Origin of the sequence: Sphingomonas sp. R86520, assembly GCF_042466285.1 — a bacterium.
Taxonomy (GTDB): Bacteria; Pseudomonadota; Alphaproteobacteria; order Sphingomonadales; family Sphingomonadaceae; genus Sphingomonas.
Genome location: NZ_JAXHBZ010000001.1, coordinates 1719450 through 1735177 on the forward strand (window position 1 = coordinate 1719450; position 15728 = coordinate 1735177).

The window sequence follows — 15728 nt, forward strand, 5'->3', positions numbered from 1 at the left end:
CGATCTTCACGCGTTCAGTCCGCGTTGTCGACCTGTCGACGTGGCAGGCCGTGCCATAAAGCGGGTTCGAACATCCTGATATTGACCCCCATGCGCGGGTAGGTGGGATCGGTCGGCGTCCAGTGGGTCGTGCAACCACACGTCGCACAGTGCCACAGGTCGAGTGCGCGATCGCCCTGCTGGTAGGACTCCCCCTCTCCTTCCACGACGACGGCATCGGGACTGCAATAATGCCACAATCCGGCGGTCCGCCTGCACACCGAGCAATTGCATTCGACGAGCTCTACTGGCTCGTCGCGCAGGAGAAGTCGGATACGTCCGCAATGACAGCTACCGCGATGCTCACTCATGATGCATTCCAAACCGGGGTTGCGAACCGCAACGGCGACCGAGCCGCAGTCCTGGTCCGGGCCTCACTTGCCGACGCCACAGCCTATAGGGTCTGGCGACATCCGCAACCGAGCGACCCGACCAAGTCAGGTTTTGCACAATGGCCGATCGTTAGGCTGATGTACCGCTTTTCAACCGTTTCGCCCCGGCGTCGCAACAGCGAACGCTGCTTTCGCCTTCAACTGGTGGCGTTAGTGTCGCGGGTCATACACAACATGTTGCGCATCAGCCCGTTGAGAACCATAAAGGGTTAGAGGCCATTTCCGCCCTGGCGCAAGGGGCTGCCGAACGCTGGCCCGTACAATGAACGAAGGTTCGTCTATGACTTCCGATACCGCCATGGGCCCGCTCGACCAGCCCGTCACCGTCCATATCTGGCGCGAGAAATACCGCCACGGCAGCGAGGCGACACCGTCCGATACGTTCGCGCGCGTCGTCGGCGGAGTCTATGTGAACGATGCCGCGGCGCAGGGGGCGAAAGCGCTCGCCGCGCTCGAAGCCCGCGACTGGGTGCCGGGCGGCCGCATATTCGCCGGTGCGGGCACGACCAAGCGCGTGACGTGGATCAACTGCTTCGTCAGCCCGACGATCCAGGATTCGATGGACAGCGAACCCGGCCTGGACGGCGTCGGCATCATGCCCGCGCTTAACGTCGCGGCGTTCACGCAGCAGCAGGGCGGCGGCATCGGCATGGATTTCGGCACGCTGAGACCGGACGGCGCGGTAGTCGGCCGGACCGGATCGATCTCGTCGGGCGTGATCCCGTTCATGGCGATGTGGGACGGGATGTGCGTCACGATCCGGTCGAGCGGGTCGCGGCGCGGCGCGATGATGGGCGTGCTGCCGGTCTGGCACCCCGACGTGCTGGCCTTCATCGCTGCCAAGACGCGCAAGGATTTTCTCAAGAACTTCAATGTGTCGGTGACGGTAACGGACGATTTCATGGCGGCGCTGGAGGCTGGCGCGGACTGGGACCTGGGCTTCCACGTGCCGCGCGCGGACGGCGAGCATGTCGCGGTCGGCGAAAAGGACGGCCGCCCCTGGTACGTCTATCGTCGCCTGCCCGCCGCCGAGCTGTTCGACCTGATCACGCGCACGACCTATGACTATGCCGAGCCCGGCGTGATCTTCATCGACCGCGTCAACCGGCTGAACAATCTCAATTATTGCGAGACGATCGCCGCGACCAACCCGTGCGGCGAGCAGCCCTTGCCGCCCAATGGCGACTGCGATCTCGGCCATGTGAACCTCGCCAACATGGTCCTGCACCCGTTCACGGCCGACGCGGCGGTCGACTGGGACAGGCTGCGCAGCGCGGTGCAGGTCGGCGTCCGATTCCTCGACAACGTCCTCGACACGTCGCCCTTCCCGACCCCGGAACAGCGCGGGGAAGCACTCGCCAAACGTCGCATCGGTCTCGGCTATACCGGTCTCGGCAACCTGCTGCAGCAGATGCGGGTGCGCTATGGCCGTACGGCAGCGGCGCTGGTCGAGGAGATCGGCAAGGCGATCGCGATCGAGGCCTACCGCACATCGGTGGCGCTCGCGCGCGAACGTGGCGCCTTCCCGGCCTACGACACGGAGGCCTTCGCCCGCGCACCGTTCCTGACCAAGCTGCCGGCCGACCTGGTCGCGGACATCCGCGCTTACGGCATCCGCAACGGCGTGCTGCTGACGCTGGCGCCGACCGGGACGACGTCCATCTTCTACGGCAATGTCAGTTCTGGCGTGGAGCCGACCTTCAGCTGGCATTACGACCGCGCCGTCGTGATCGAACAGACCGCGACCGAGCAGACGCTCGAACGCTTCGAGGTGCAGGATTACGGCTGGTACCTCTATAGCCGGATGCCGGGCTTCGACCCCGCCGCCGCCCTGCCCGACTACATGGTCACCGCACTCGAACTGTCGGTGGACGATCACATCGCCGTCGCCGCCGCCGCGCAGGCGTGGGTCGACGCGGCGATCTCGAAGACGATCAACTGCCCTGCCGACATGCCGTACGAGGCGTTCCGCGAGGTCTACCTCACCGCCTACCGCGAAGGCATGAAGGGCTGCACGACCTATCGCCCGAGCGGCATTCGCGGGTCCGTGCTGTCGGTGAAGAGCGACGCCGCCGAAGCCGAGCCGGTCGTCGCGCCGCCGTCGACCGCGGCGTCCGACGTGCTCACCCGCCCGCAGGTGCTGAGCGGCAAGACGGTGAAGATCAAATGGCCGATCGATGGCGAGAATTACTACCTTACCATCAACGACTATGTGCACCCCGATGGCCGCCGCGTGCCGTTCGAGATCTTCATCTCGACCAGCTCGGTGGAGAATTTCGAGACGATGGCCGCGCTGACCCGGACGCTGTCCGCGGCATGCCGGCGCGGCGATGCGACCTTCCTGTTCGAAGAGCTCGAGCGCGTCCATTCGCCTAAGGGTGGCGCGCTCGTACGCCTCGATCACGAGACCAAGGGCAGCTATGCCCCCAGCCTGATCGCGCTGATCGGCCGCATCCTGCGCCAGCATTCGGAGCCGGAACCCGCACTCGCGTTCGAAGCGACCGGCGAACAATGCCCGAACTGCAAGCGGCATACCGCGCACATGCTCGAGGGATGCCTGACCTGCTATCAGTGCGGGTACAGCAAGTGCGGGTGAACGCGGTGCCTTCGCGCGTCCCGTGTTCCGAGCGAGGTAGCTGATCGGAGGAACGCGTCCTCCGTCGACGTGGCCGATCGGCCGTCGCGACGGAGGGCCACGTTCCGCGCTTCTGGAAAGTGACACCAGCTCGCGACATCCGCCCTCGTAAGTGACTGCGTAACCATCATATAATGTGCATGGGTGGTCGCGTAAAACGGATGGTCGGACTGGCCGAAGCGTCGGCAAGGGCGGCACGAGAACCGCTGGACGTCAGTTGCGCGCTGTGCGGCCGGCTACTCGGGCAGCGCGTGGAGCGGCATCACGTCGTGCCGAAGAGCGAGGGCGGCACGCAGACCGTGCCGGTCCATCCTATCTGCCATCGTACCATCCATGCCTTCGTCGCGAACCGCGAGCTCGCGACGTCGTATGCTACGATGGAGCAGTTGCGGGAACGCGACGACATGCGTCGATACCTGCGGTGGATCGCCGACAAGCCGCCGGATTTCCGGGCGCCGACACGGCAGCGGACCACGCCTTGACCCAGCCCCGCTGAGCGCTCCCTCTCTTGCCACCGGTTCGGCATGCATCGCGAGCACGGAACGGCGTGTACGGTCCCGGGCTATCCCAATTCGATCGTGACGGATCATACGCATCACCGCGCGCTGCGGCACGATCGTCATAGGCATAGGCGCCCTTTCTCGACGTACTCGGTCCGGGAAGCCCCGCGCAGCGACGGCGATCGGCTGCACCTGCGGACCTCGTCACTGCACGCCAGCAATGATCCCGGACGAATTAATGCATCCTCACAGGACAGAAAGCGCGGCACCGTTATCGGCGTCCGGCTGGGCGGTATGCGAAGCCCGCCTTGCGTGAGACTGGCCTTGTCACCGCGACTGGTATTTTGCGAAGCGGTGCTATCGACGGTCAAGCGGGTTTCCTGCATTCGTTCATGCGCAGGGCGTGGTACGGTCGCCACGACCGATGGCAGAGCTGTGCTCGAATGCCACCAAGGCGAACTGGAGCGGAAATGCGCGTGATCCTCCTTTTGGCGGCCCTGCTGGCGACATCAGCGAACGTGGCGTCGGGCACAGATACACCGACGCACGCCCGATCATCGCAGGCGGTCGCGCTGCGCGGACGGCTCGAAGGTCCCTTCGAGCTCCACGCGCGGATCTATCCGGGTACGGTGCGGCGGTACTGGGTGTATGTGCCGGCGGCCTATAGTCCGACGCGCCCACCCAATTTGCTGGTGTTCCAGGATGGGCAGAGGGCGGTCGCACCGGGAGGATCGCTGAACGTGCCCGCCGTCCTCGACTCGCTCATCGCGCAAGGCGCCATTCCGCCGACGCTGGGGGTGTTCGTGACGCCGGGCAACGCCTCGCCGCATTATCCCGCTACCCTGGGCATGGACAATCCCGATCACCGGGTCGAGGAATATGACGCGCTGTCCGACGATTACGCCCGGATGACGCTGGACGAGCTGCTGCCCGCCGTCGCCCGCACGTGGCGCTTCGCGTCGGATCCGAAACGTCGGGCGATCGGGGGTACGTCGAGCGGCGCCATCGCGTCGTGGACCGTAGCGTGGCGGCATCCCGAGGCGTTCGGCAATGTCATCAGCTTCATCGGCAGCTATACCTCGATCGGCCTGAAGCTAGGGCCCGACGGACGGCCGCTGGCCTATGGTGGCGACACCTATCCCGGGCTCATCCGCAAGAGCCCGGTCCGGCCGCTGCGGATCTTCCTGCAGGACGGAAGCAGCGATCTCGACAACGAACACGGCAACTGGTTCCTCGCCAACCAGCAGATGCTGAAGAGCCTGGAATGGGCCAACGTGCATGCGGACGCGGGCGGGAGCGGCGGAGCGCGTTACGATGTCGATCATCGGTGGACGAGCGGTGGGCATTCGGACGCGGATGGCGGGGCGATCCTGCCCGACGTGTTGCGATGGGTATGGCGTGACCAGGTTCCCAGCCGAGCGGCGCAGTAAGCCCATATGGTACGGTATGATGACCAACCGGGGTCGCAGCGGCCGTCGATCATGATCGACGGTCAGCCATGACCATGCACGCTGTCACCAGACGACGGATCGGGAACGAAGCGGAGCCGCTGGTCGTCATCGACGGCTTTGCCAGCGATCCCGACGGATTGCGCGCGGCAGCCGGACAGTCCACGTTCGTATCTGCCGGACAGCATTACCCCGGCCTCCGCGCGGGCCTGCCCGATACGTATCTGCGCGATCAGCTTCCCCTGGTCGCTCGCGCGCTCGGGCGAGAGTTCGGGCCGTGCCGCCGCATCCGGGTCGTCGATGCGCAATTCTCGATCGTCACGATCGCGCCGGACGCGCTCGATATCCGCCAGCGCCTACCGCATGTCGATGCCTATGGACGCGACCGGATCGCGCTGGTTCATTATCTCTCGCCGACCAACCGTGACGGTACCGCATTTTTCCGCCATCGCGAGACGGGGTTCGAGACGATCGACGAAACGCGCGCACCCGCGTTCTTTGCGCGGCTCGGGAGCGAGGTGGAGGCGATGCAGCCGCAAGGATATATTACCGACGACACCGCACTGTTCGATCGCACGGCCCTAATCGATGCCGCCTACAACCGGGCATTGCTGTACCGCAGCTACGTCCTCCACAGCGGCGCGATTGCGGGCGATGCGGTACTTTCGGCCGACCCTGCGCTGGGGCGACTGACGGTTACCGCGTTCCTCGCGATCGAATGAGGCGGTTGAGCCGATCGCTCGCTTCGCCTAACCCGGTCGCGCTACCGGATCGGGTCCGCACGACGCGGCGACGGTTCCGGAGCGGATATTGGGGAGGCCTGCCTTGAACCACACGCGCCGGGCGTTTCTCGAAGGACTTGGCGGAACCGGCCTCGTCGCTGCGTTCCCGATCTCGGCCGCGACCGCACGCGAGGCTTTGCCGGATTTCGGCCCCAACGTCTTCGTCGTCGACCCCGCCATGCCGGCAGGCGCCGTACAGGCTCGGATGGACGCCATCTTCCGCGACCAGGAGCGCGCGCATTTCACCGACGCCCGTCATGCGATCCTGTTCAAGCCGGGACATTATTCGGTCGACGTGAACGTCGGGTTCTTCACGCAGGTCGCCGGGCTTGGCGCACTACCGGGTGACGTCGTGATCGACGGGCACGTCCATGCCGAGGCGGACTGGGCCAAGGGCATGGCGCTCGTCAATTTCTGGCGCGGTGTCGAGAACCTGGCGGTGCGTCCCGCCGACGGCGCGGACCGCTGGGCGGTGTCGCAGGCCGCACCCTATCGCCGCGTGCATCTGCAGGGCGACCTGGCGCTCGACGATGGCGGCTGGTCGAGCGGCGGGTTCATGGCGGACTGCCGGATCGACGGAACGGTGCGGTCGGGCACGCAACAACAATGGTTCACCCGCAACAGCCATATCGGAGCGTGGCGCGGATCGAACTGGAACATGATGTTCGCGGGTGTCGACGGCGCTCCGCCCACCAGCTTTCCCGAACCGCCCTATACCAGCCTGCCGACCGTGCCCCTGGTGAGGGAGAAACCCTTCCTCCATGTCACGCGCACCGGCGAATGGGGGGTTTTCGTCCCTGCCGTGCGACGCGACACGCGCGGGACGAGCTGGGGCGATGGCGCACCCGCGGGCACGTCCATTCCCCTGTCGCGGTTCCTGATCGCCCATCCCGATACGCCCGTGTCGGCGATCAACGCCGCGCTGGCCACGGGAAAGCATCTTCTGCTCACCCCCGGTATCTATCGCATGCAGGAGCCGTTGCGGATCGAGCAGGCCGGCACCGTGGTGCTGGGCCTGGGACTGGCGACCTTGCTCGCCGAACGGGGCTCGTCCGCGATCATCGTCGCGGACGTCCCGGGCGTCGCGATCGCCGGCCTGCTGATCGACGCAGGGCCGGTCGAAACGCCGGTTCTCGTCCAGGTCGGTCCCCGCGGTGCAAGGCGCGACCACAGCCGCAACCCGACGCTGCTCGCCGACCTGTTCTTCCGGGTCGGCGGCGCGACCGTCGGCAAGGCGCAGACCTGCCTGGAGATCAACAGCCACCACGTGATCGGCGATCATCTCTGGATCTGGCGTGCCGACCACGGCGATCATGACGGCGGACGCGTGCACGTCGGCTGGACTGAAAGCACGGCCGACCACGGCCTGATCGTCAACGGCGACGACGTGACCATCTACGGTCTCTTCGTCGAGCATTTCCAGAAATATCAGGTAACGTGGAACGGCGAACGCGGCCGGACCTATTTCTACCAGTGCGAACTCCCCTACGATCCGCCGAGCCAAGCAGCCTATATGGCCGGAAAGACGCGGGGCTGGGCCGCGTACAAGGTCGCGGATACCGTCACGGCACACGAAGCGACCGGCCTCGGGATCTACGCCAACTTCACTGCCGACCCTTCGATCGTGCTGGAAAGCGCGATCGAGGCACCGCGGCGGCCCGGCGTCCGCTTCGCCAGTATCACGACGATCTCGCTCGGCACCGGCCAGGGTACGATCGCGCATCTGGTCAACGATGCCGGCGCCGCTGCTCGACCGGGCGCCGTTCGCCAGACGCTGACACGCTATCCATGATGAAAAGGGCGATCCGATGATCCTGCTGATACTCGCCGCGCAAGCCGCCACCCTGGGCGCGACCAACTACAGCGCCACCGCGCCGATGGCCACGCCCAAGGGCACACCGAGCTTTGCCGACGAGTTCGACGGCAAGGCGATCGACCAGAGCAAATGGCGCTTCGACGTGTCGCGCAACGCCGAAGGCTGGTACAATCACGAGCGCCAATATTATGCGAAGGACCGGCCCGAGAACGCGCGGATCGAGGACGGCGCGCTGGTGATCGAGGCGCGGCGCGAGACGCTGGACAAGTCGCGGTTCGCCGATTGGGGCGGCCAGGCGTACACCTCCGCCAAGCTCGTTTCACGCGAGCCCCGCGGCAACGGCTTTTACGAGGTCCGTGCGAAACTGCCGTGCGCTCGCGGCAGCTGGCCGGCGATCTGGCTGCTGCCGTCGGGCGGCAAATGGCCCGACGAAGGCGAGATCGACGTGATGGAGATGGTCGGCTGGGATGCCGGCACCGTCCACGCGACGCTGCACACCGCCGCCTTCAATCACGTCAAGGGTACGCAGCGTGGCGCCCAGACGCAGATCGCAACGGCGTGCACCGCCTATCATCGCTATCAGCTCGACTGGCGGGCGGATGCGATCACCATCGGCGTCGACGGCCACGCGATCATGCGCGTCGCCAACGACCAGCCCGGTGGCAAGGCGGCATGGCCCTTCACGCGGCCGTACGATCTGATCCTCAATCTCGCGGTCGGCGGCGACTGGGGCGGCCAGAAAGGGATCGACGATACCGCCTTCCCACAGCGCATGGCGGTCGATTACGTCCGGTACTGGCGCGGTTAACGCCGACCCCGCGCAGCGAGAATTATCACGCCGCCGCACAGCGTCAGTGCGGCGAGCACCAGCATCACGGCATCGAAATCGGTCGGCGTCGCGAGCGCCCAGGTAAGCGTCGGCCCCAGCAATCCCGGCAGCGTGTTGGTCAGGTTGAGCAAGCCCAGGTCACGCCCGCGGTGACGGGGGTTCGGTAACAGCTGCATCGCGAACGACGCGTGCAGTGCCAGGAACACCGACGCGCCCGCGGTATAGACGCAGAACGCGACCGCGCCGCTCGTGAAATCCTCCGCGACGGCCATCCCGCACAGCCCGGCCGCGGCGACGACCGTCGCTGCGAACAGGAACGGCTTGGTTCGCCCGAACCGATCCGCAAGCCGTCCGACCAGCACCGCGATCGGCAGCGGCACGGTGTAGGCGACGATCATCACCGTCCCCATCCGCGCCGCGATCGTGACCGGTGCCACCGTCGGCGCGACGCTTTCGAGATAGTAGAAGAGATAGACGAACAGTGCGCTGCCCGCGACCTGCACGAACAGGCGCGCCCCCCAGGCGATCGCCAGATCCCGGCGGAGCACGGCCTTCAGCGGCGATGCGGGATCGATCCGCGCGACCGGTTGCGCCCGTGTCAGCAATAACGGGACGACACAGCAGGCCACCACGACCGGAACGATCGCCAGCCGCGCCGTTTCGCTCAGCGAGGCAATCGCCAGCAGCACCGCCGCCAAGGCCGATGCCGCCGGGCTCGCCATCGCCAGCAATCCGCCTGCCACGCCCTTTTGCGTATCGGGCACCTCGTCGGCCATGATCGCCAGCAATGGTGCCAGCAGCGCGTTCACGGAGATCTGGAACGCGACGACGGCGAGGATCAGCGCGGTCGATGTCGTCGCGACGGTCATCGCCGCATAGGAAATCGCCGTCGCGACCACGCCGCCGGCCAACCAGCCCCTGCGCCCCCCGCCCCGCGCGACCGACCGATCGCTCAGCCACCCGAACACGATGTTCGATGCGCTCGCCGCAACCGCGCCGACGACGACGATCGCGGTGAGCACGCCCAGCCGCCCTGCCCCTGCGACCACACCGACCTTGATCGGCAGCAACAGGGTCAGCAGCGGGAAATAGCCGACGACCCCACCGACATACGCGAGCGCGAAGATCAGCAGGAAGCCGCTGGAGCGATGGTCTGGAGTGGGCAAGACGTCGCGGGAAACGGGGGGACGCGCCATTCGCGCACCTAAGCCGGTCCCGGCCGGACAGGCAACTGCGCGCCTGTCCTTCGACCACGCTGCGGATACCGACTTGAGGACGGTCACGCCCGCGTCGTGTTCTCCCGCGAAGGCGGGAGCCCAGTCTGGATCCCCGCCCTCGCGGGGAAACATGAGTGTAGAAGGCAAGAGCACGTCGACGGTCGCCGGACTTTACTATCCTGCCCCGCCAGGGGGAGGTGGCTGGCGCTTGCCAGACGGAGGGGGCGGTATGCGATGACCTATCGTTCCGTGTCCTCCCCCTCCGTCGCCTTCAGCGCCACCTCCCCCTTGCGGGGGAGGATCGTACCGTGAGCGCACTGCGAACCTACGGCTTCATCGTCGTCGCATCGAGCTTGGCGGACAGCACCAACGCCCGGTCCTGCGCATCATGCGCCAGCGCCACGCGGTACGCGCCCCCCGCGATCCGCCAGCCGGGCAGTTTCGTGTCGTAATCGGCGACGATACGCGGTTCGGCGGTCAGCGTGATCCGCCGTGTCTCGCCCGGTTCGAGCATCACGCGCGTAAAGCCGGCGAGCCGCATCGGCATGGCTGCGCCGTCGCGCGCAACGTACATCTGCGGCACGTCGGCGCCAGCGCGCTTGCCGGTATTGGTGACCTCGAACGTGACGCTCAGCGCGCGCCCGCCCGTCACTACCGGGTTGCGATAGGCAAAGCTGGTGTAGCTGAGGCCGTGCCCGAACGCGAAGAGCGGACGCTGGCGCTGCTTCTCGTACCAGCGATAGCCGACGTTCGCGCCCTCGACATACTCGACCGGGAAGCTTGCGAGCTGGAAGGTCGACGCGTTCGCCGGATTGGCCGCCGCCTGCGCCTCGACCGACGTCAGCCGATCGAGCCCGACCGGGGCCGCCCGCGGCGCCTGCGAGGCAGCGGCGGGGAAGGTGATCGGCAGCCGGCCCGACGGGGAGACCTTGCCCGTCAGGATGTCGGCGATCGCCTCGCCGCCGCGCTGGCCGGGATACCAGGCCTGGAGCACGGTTGGCACCGCGCCGATCCACGGCATCAGCACCGGCCCGCCGGTTTCGAGCACCGCGACGGTTCGCGGCTGGGCCTTGGCGACCGCGGCGATCAGCGCGTCCTGGTTATCGGGAAGCGACAGGTCGGCGACGTCCTGCGCCTCGGTCGTCCACTGCGTCGCGAACACTATCGCGATGTCCGCACTGCGTGCCGCCGTCGCAGCCGCGGCGACGTCCTTGCCGTCGACGAACGTCACGGTCGCACCCGGCAGCGCGGCCTGGAGCGCCTTCAGCGGCGACGATGCGTGATAGGTGTAGCGCGCGAACGACATCGCCGCGCCTGACGTCAGCGGGATCTCGATCGGCGCACCGCCGACCGAGCGGACCTGGCTCGATCCGCCACCCGACAGCACGCCGACATCCGCCCGCCCGCCGATCAGCACGATGCGCTTCGCCGTCCGCGCCACCGGCAACAGGTCGCCGTCGTTCTTGAGCAGCACGATGCCGGCCTCCGCTGTACGCTGCGCGACTTCCGCGTGCGCGGCATAGGGCGGGGTCTGCGCGGTCGCCGGGACCGCGTCGTCATATGCACCGGTCTCGATCAGCCCGGTCAGATAGCGCGTGATCATGTCGTCGAGCCGTGCCGCCGGCACCGCGCCCGACTGGACCGCGGCCTTCAACGGCGCAGCGAAGTACATCGCCTTGTCGAGCTCCTGCCCCGATTGCTGATCGAGCCCCGCATTGGCCGCCTTGGCGGTCGAATGCACCGCGCCCCAGTCGCTCATCACCCAGCCGCGATAGCCCCAGTCGCCCTTCAGCACGTCGGTCATCAGGTGGCGGTTCTCGCACGCCCAGTCACCGTTGATCTTGTTATAGGCGCACATCACCGACCCCGGCCGCCCCTTCTCGATCGCGATCTGGAAGGCCAGAAGGTCGCTCATCCGGAAGCTCGCCTCGTCGATCCGCGCATCCACGACCATGCGTCCGGTCTCCTGCGCATTGAGCGCGAAATGCTTCACGGTCGACACGATGTGGTTCGACTGCACCCCGGCGATGTGCGCGCCGGCCATCTCGCCCGCGAGCAGCGGGTCCTCGCCCAGATACTCGAAATTGCGACCGTTCCACGGATCCCGCGTCAGGTTCACGCCGCCTGCGAGCAGCACGTTGAACCGCTTGGCGCGTGCCTCCGCACCGATCATCGTGCCACCCGCACGGGCGGTGGCGACGTCGAAGCTCGCCGCAGTCGCAAGACTCGACGGGAGGGCGGTGGCGACGTCGCCCTTGCGCTGCTCGACCTGGTTCGCGACGCCGAGCGACGCGTCGCTCTCTCGCACCAGCGGGATACCAAGGCGCGGGATGCCGTCGATATGGCCGGCCGACGGAATCAACGCGTTGGTGGTCTTGCCGGCGGCCATCGGCGGGAACAGCCCGTGCGCCAGCGCAATCTTTTCATCGAGCGTCATTCGCGCGACGATCGCCGCGGCGCGCGCCCGCGCATCGGTGGCGGCAGATGCCTGCGCCGCCGGTTGTCCGGTATTCCGAGCATCGACGGTACCGGCGATCGCCAGCAACGATGCGCCCAGCAGCGCCATTCTAAAGGTCTTCGACATGCCTCGGTCCTTTCCTGATCCGGCGACGGCTCTCAACGGCAGTCGTCCGGCGGCGTGTTGCGCCATAGTCACTATCAACAGCATATTTTGAGAACGTTCACAACGGTAGCGCTATCGTTCTTGACACTAATCGACGGACAGAGAAAGTGAACGTTCACGGGGAAGGCGCAGATCATAGCGTCGACTACAGGGGAGGATTACCATGCGTAGCTTCGCAGCTCGCTCGCTTTCGCGATTCATCATCGGCACGTCGGCACTGGCTCTGGTCGGCATGCCCGGTATCGCCATGGCGCAGGACGCCGCCGCAACGGTCGGCAATCCAGGCCCCTCGGACATCGCACCGCAGGCCACTCCTGCCGATCCGAACGAAACGACGGACGACATCGTCGTGACCGGCATTCGGGCGTCGCTCCGTGAGGCGATCGATATCAAGCGCAACGGCCAGGGTGTCGTCGACGCGATCTCGTCCGAAGACATCGGCAAGTTCCCCGACACGAACCTCGCGGAGTCGCTCCAGCGCATCACCGGCGTGTCGATCGACCGCTCGAACGGCGAAGGCTCGACCGTCACCGTCCGCGGCTTCGGTCCTGAATATAACCTGGTCACCTTGAACGGCCGCCAGATGCCGACCTCGACGCTCGGCGACGGTGCCAGTGCGCCTGCAACGCGTTCGTTCGACTTTGCCAATCTCGCATCCGAAGGCGTAGCCGCAGTCGAGGTCTACAAGACCGGCCGCGCGGCGGTGCCATCGGGCGGCATCGGCTCGACCATCAACATCCGCACCCCCCGTCCGCTCGACAAGCCGGGCACGCGCGGCAGCATCGCCGCCAAGGGCGTGCTCGACAGCTCGCGCAACGGCAAGGACCAGATCACGCCGGAAGTCTCCGGCATCCTGTCCACGACCTTCGCCGACGACCGCATCGGCGTCCTGTTCAGCGGCGCGTATCAGCGGCGCAAGGCGAGCAACAACTCGGCCAGCGTCGGCTTCCGCGACGGTTTTCTCGGTGCGGAGAACAACTGGGGCACGCTGGCGCAACCGGGCACCCCGGGCGCTGCGAACATCACCAACCGTCCCGGCCCGACCGACGTCTACGAAATCCCGCAGAGCGCCGCGTATGATGTCATCGACATCGACCGCGAGCGCATCAACGGCCAGCTGGTGCTGCAGGCCAAGCCGACCGACACGCTGACGGCGACGCTCGACTTCACCTATTCGAGCAACAAGGTCGAAGTACGCGACAGCAGCGTCGGCATCTGGTTCAACTTCGGCGACACGCGCAGCGCATGGACCAACGGTCCCGCCGCCGGTCCGGTCTTCTATTCGGAGAATTTCGCTCCCGGGAAGGATCTGTCGTACAGCAGCTCGCTGACCGCGAACAAATCCGAGAACAAATCGCTCGGCGGCAATTTGACCTGGGAGGCACCGGGCAACGTCACGATGTCGCTCGACGCGCATCACTCGACCGCGACGTCCAAGCCGACCAACGATTACGGCAGCAGCACGTCGATCGGCGGCGCGATCTTTGGCGTCCAGTCGCAGACGATCAACTTCGAGAAGGACCTCCCGGTCATCTCGTACCAGATGTATCCGGGGATCGACCCGCTCAACGCCGCGCTGATCACGCCGACCGGCAACGCGTTCCGCAACGCGTATTTCAAGGACGAGATCAACCAGCTCCAGTTGAAGGGGCATTACGACCACGACGGCGACTTCCTCGACAGCATCGACTGGGGCTTCTCCTACGTCGACAACAAGGTGCGCTCGGCCTACGGCTTCATCCAGAACGAGACCTGGGGCGGCATCGATCCGCGCGGCGCCTCGTTCGGCGCGGCCGCGGTGCCCGACGATTTCTTCCACCTCACCAGCTTGCCCGACAAGTTCAACGGCGTTGCCGGGTCGAACGATCCGGCGCTCCCGCCGTCGATCTACACGTTCAAATTCGAGCAGATGGCCGAGCTGCTGCGCACGCAGTATAATATCTGTAGCAAGCCGCAGACGGGTACGGCTGCACCGGGCACCTGCCTCGCCGACTATACCAATGATCGACGGATCCGCGAGCAGACGATCTCGCCGTACATTCAGTTCAACGGCAAGTTCGAGGTGCTCGGCCGGTCGGCGCACATCATCGGCGGCGTCCGCTATGACGAAACGCAGGTGAATTCGTCGGCGTTGGTACCGATCCCGACCGGAACGCGCTGGACGGGCGCAAACGAATTCGCGCTTACCTATGGCGCCAACTCGTTCACATCGCTGAAGGGCCGGTATCACAACTGGCTGCCAGCGGTAGATTTCGACATCGAACCGGTCCGCAACGTGAAGCTGCGCGCATCGTACAGCCACACCATCACGCGCGCGGACTATGGCAGCCTGCAGGGTGGCCTCAACATCGACTCCAACCCGCGTATCGGCGGCGGCACGGGCAGCCAGGGCAATCCGAACCTCCTCCCCTTCAAATCGAAGAACATCGATCTGTCGGCGGAATGGTATTATGGCCCCGAAAGCTACATCTCGGTCGGATACTTCAAGAAGGACGTCGAGAACTTCATCGGCACGACGCAGCTCAATACGCCCGCGTTCAACCTGCGCAACCCGGGCTCGGGCCCCCGCTACCGTCAGGCGGTGGCGGCGCTGGGGACGACCGACAACCTGCGCGTTCGCGATTACATCCTGCGCAACTTCCCGGCCTCGTCGCAGGTCACCGGCACGAGCGATGCCGGCCTGCTGAACGGCAACATCTTCGGCCTGCCCGAAGACGATCTATTCAACTTCCAGTTGAGCCAGCCGTTCAACAGCGACCAGACCGCGAACATCAACGGCTGGGAATTCGCGATCCAGCACCGGTTGTGGGAAACCGGTTTCGGCGTCATCCTGAACTACACGATCGTCAACGGCGACGCGAAGTACGACAACGCGCTCGACCCCAATCTCGGCCAGTTCGCGCTGACCGGGCTCAGCGACAGCGCCAACGCGGTCGCCTATTACGACAAGAACGGCATCCAGGCGCGCGTCGCGTACAACTGGCGCGGCGAGTTCTACGCCGGCGGCGCGTTCGACCCGACCTATGTCGAGGCGTACGGTCAGGTCGATGCGAGCGCGAGCGTGCAGATGACCAAGGGGCTCGCGGTGTTCGGCGAAGTCATCAACCTCACCGGCCAGGGTCGCCGCGGACATCGGCGCTCCGACAACTTCGTGACGTTCGCGCAGCCGGGCTACGCACGCTACTCGGCTGGCCTGCGCTTCAACTTCTGAGTTGGATCTTTGTGATCCTCCCCCGCCAGGGGGAGGTGTCGCCGAAGGTGACGGAGGGGGAGGTCACGCAACGGCGGTTGCTCCTTTCCTCCCCCTCCGTCTGGCAAGAGCCAGCCACCTCCCCCTGGCGGGGGAGGATCGTGAGATCGGTGACTCACCCCAAACTGACGAAACTATGGCTTTCATCGCGCCCGCAGCGCAGGTTGGAGCGGACTCACATGAGAGAGCAGGCAGCA

Annotated in this window: 10 protein-coding genes; 7 read left to right on the forward strand and 3 right to left on the reverse strand. The window is 66.1% G+C overall.

From position 1 onward, the window contains the following. Positions 1 to 14: 14 nt before the first annotated feature. Positions 15 to 350 (reverse strand): GFA family protein, encoded by a 336-nt coding sequence (locus tag SJY41_RS07825; RefSeq protein ID WP_380780560.1) that lies wholly within the window; start codon positions 348 to 350, stop codon positions 15 to 17. A gap of 361 nt (positions 351 to 711) precedes the next feature. On the opposite strand from SJY41_RS07825, the gene SJY41_RS07830 reads away from it, so the two are divergent. The 6 genes from SJY41_RS07830 (at position 712) to SJY41_RS07855 (ending at position 8420) form a co-directional block, all read left to right on the forward strand. After that, positions 712 to 3027 carry an adenosylcobalamin-dependent ribonucleoside-diphosphate reductase gene (locus SJY41_RS07830; protein ID WP_380780562.1) on the forward strand — a complete coding sequence of 772 codons (2316 nt, stop codon included), beginning with the start codon at positions 712 to 714 and terminating at the stop codon, positions 3025 to 3027. Between the two features lie 200 nt (positions 3028 to 3227). Next, complete coding sequence (locus SJY41_RS07835) at positions 3228 to 3548, forward strand: HNH endonuclease (protein ID WP_380784084.1); 321 nt, start codon at positions 3228 to 3230, stop codon at positions 3546 to 3548. A gap of 488 nt (positions 3549 to 4036) precedes the next feature. Next, positions 4037 to 4996, forward strand: coding sequence for an alpha/beta hydrolase (locus SJY41_RS07840; protein ID WP_380780565.1), 960 nt, complete (start codon positions 4037 to 4039; stop codon positions 4994 to 4996). Between the two features lie 68 nt (positions 4997 to 5064). Beyond that, positions 5065 to 5736 (forward strand): DUF6445 family protein, encoded by a 672-nt coding sequence (locus SJY41_RS07845; RefSeq protein WP_380780566.1) that lies wholly within the window; start codon positions 5065 to 5067, stop codon positions 5734 to 5736. A gap of 103 nt (positions 5737 to 5839) precedes the next feature. Beyond that, positions 5840 to 7588 carry an adenylyl cyclase gene (locus tag SJY41_RS07850; protein ID WP_380780568.1) on the forward strand — a complete coding sequence of 583 codons (1749 nt, stop codon included), beginning with the start codon at positions 5840 to 5842 and terminating at the stop codon, positions 7586 to 7588. Between the two features lie 16 nt (positions 7589 to 7604). Further along, positions 7605 to 8420, forward strand: coding sequence for a family 16 glycosylhydrolase (locus SJY41_RS07855; protein ID WP_380780569.1), 816 nt, complete (start codon positions 7605 to 7607; stop codon positions 8418 to 8420). On the opposite strand, the gene SJY41_RS07860 is transcribed toward SJY41_RS07855, so the two are convergent. Beyond that, positions 8417 to 9637, reverse strand: coding sequence for an MFS transporter (locus tag SJY41_RS07860; protein ID WP_380780571.1), 1221 nt, complete (start codon positions 9635 to 9637; stop codon positions 8417 to 8419). The two genes, SJY41_RS07855 and SJY41_RS07860, sit on opposite strands and share 4 nt — an antisense overlap. A 346-nt stretch (positions 9638 to 9983) precedes the next feature. Continuing rightward, entirely contained in the window at positions 9984 to 12242 is a 2259-nt protein-coding gene (locus SJY41_RS07865) for a glycoside hydrolase family 3 C-terminal domain-containing protein (RefSeq protein WP_380780573.1), read from the reverse strand. A gap of 202 nt (positions 12243 to 12444) precedes the next feature. On the opposite strand from SJY41_RS07865, the gene SJY41_RS07870 reads away from it, so the two are divergent. After that, entirely contained in the window at positions 12445 to 15492 is a 3048-nt protein-coding gene (locus SJY41_RS07870; protein WP_380780575.1) for a TonB-dependent receptor, read from the forward strand. Positions 15493 to 15728: the final 236 nt, after the last annotated feature.

Coding starts and splice junctions, on each gene's coding strand:
- SJY41_RS07825 (WP_380780560.1), bottom strand. CDS start 350: ATGAGTGAGCATCGCGGTAGCTGTCATTGCGGACGTATCCGACTTCTC.
- SJY41_RS07865 (WP_380780573.1), bottom strand. CDS start 12,242: ATGTCGAAGACCTTTAGAATGGCGCTGCTGGGCGCATCGTTGCTGGCG.
- SJY41_RS07830 (WP_380780562.1), top strand. CDS start 712: ATGACTTCCGATACCGCCATGGGCCCGCTCGACCAGCCCGTCACCGTC.
- SJY41_RS07870 (WP_380780575.1), top strand. CDS start 12,445: ATGCGTAGCTTCGCAGCTCGCTCGCTTTCGCGATTCATCATCGGCACG.
- SJY41_RS07835 (WP_380784084.1), top strand. CDS start 3,228: ATGGTCGGACTGGCCGAAGCGTCGGCAAGGGCGGCACGAGAACCGCTG.
- SJY41_RS07855 (WP_380780569.1), top strand. CDS start 7,605: ATGATCCTGCTGATACTCGCCGCGCAAGCCGCCACCCTGGGCGCGACC.
- SJY41_RS07845 (WP_380780566.1), top strand. CDS start 5,065: ATGACCATGCACGCTGTCACCAGACGACGGATCGGGAACGAAGCGGAG.
- SJY41_RS07860 (WP_380780571.1), bottom strand. CDS start 9,637: ATGGCGCGTCCCCCCGTTTCCCGCGACGTCTTGCCCACTCCAGACCAT.
- SJY41_RS07840 (WP_380780565.1), top strand. CDS start 4,037: ATGCGCGTGATCCTCCTTTTGGCGGCCCTGCTGGCGACATCAGCGAAC.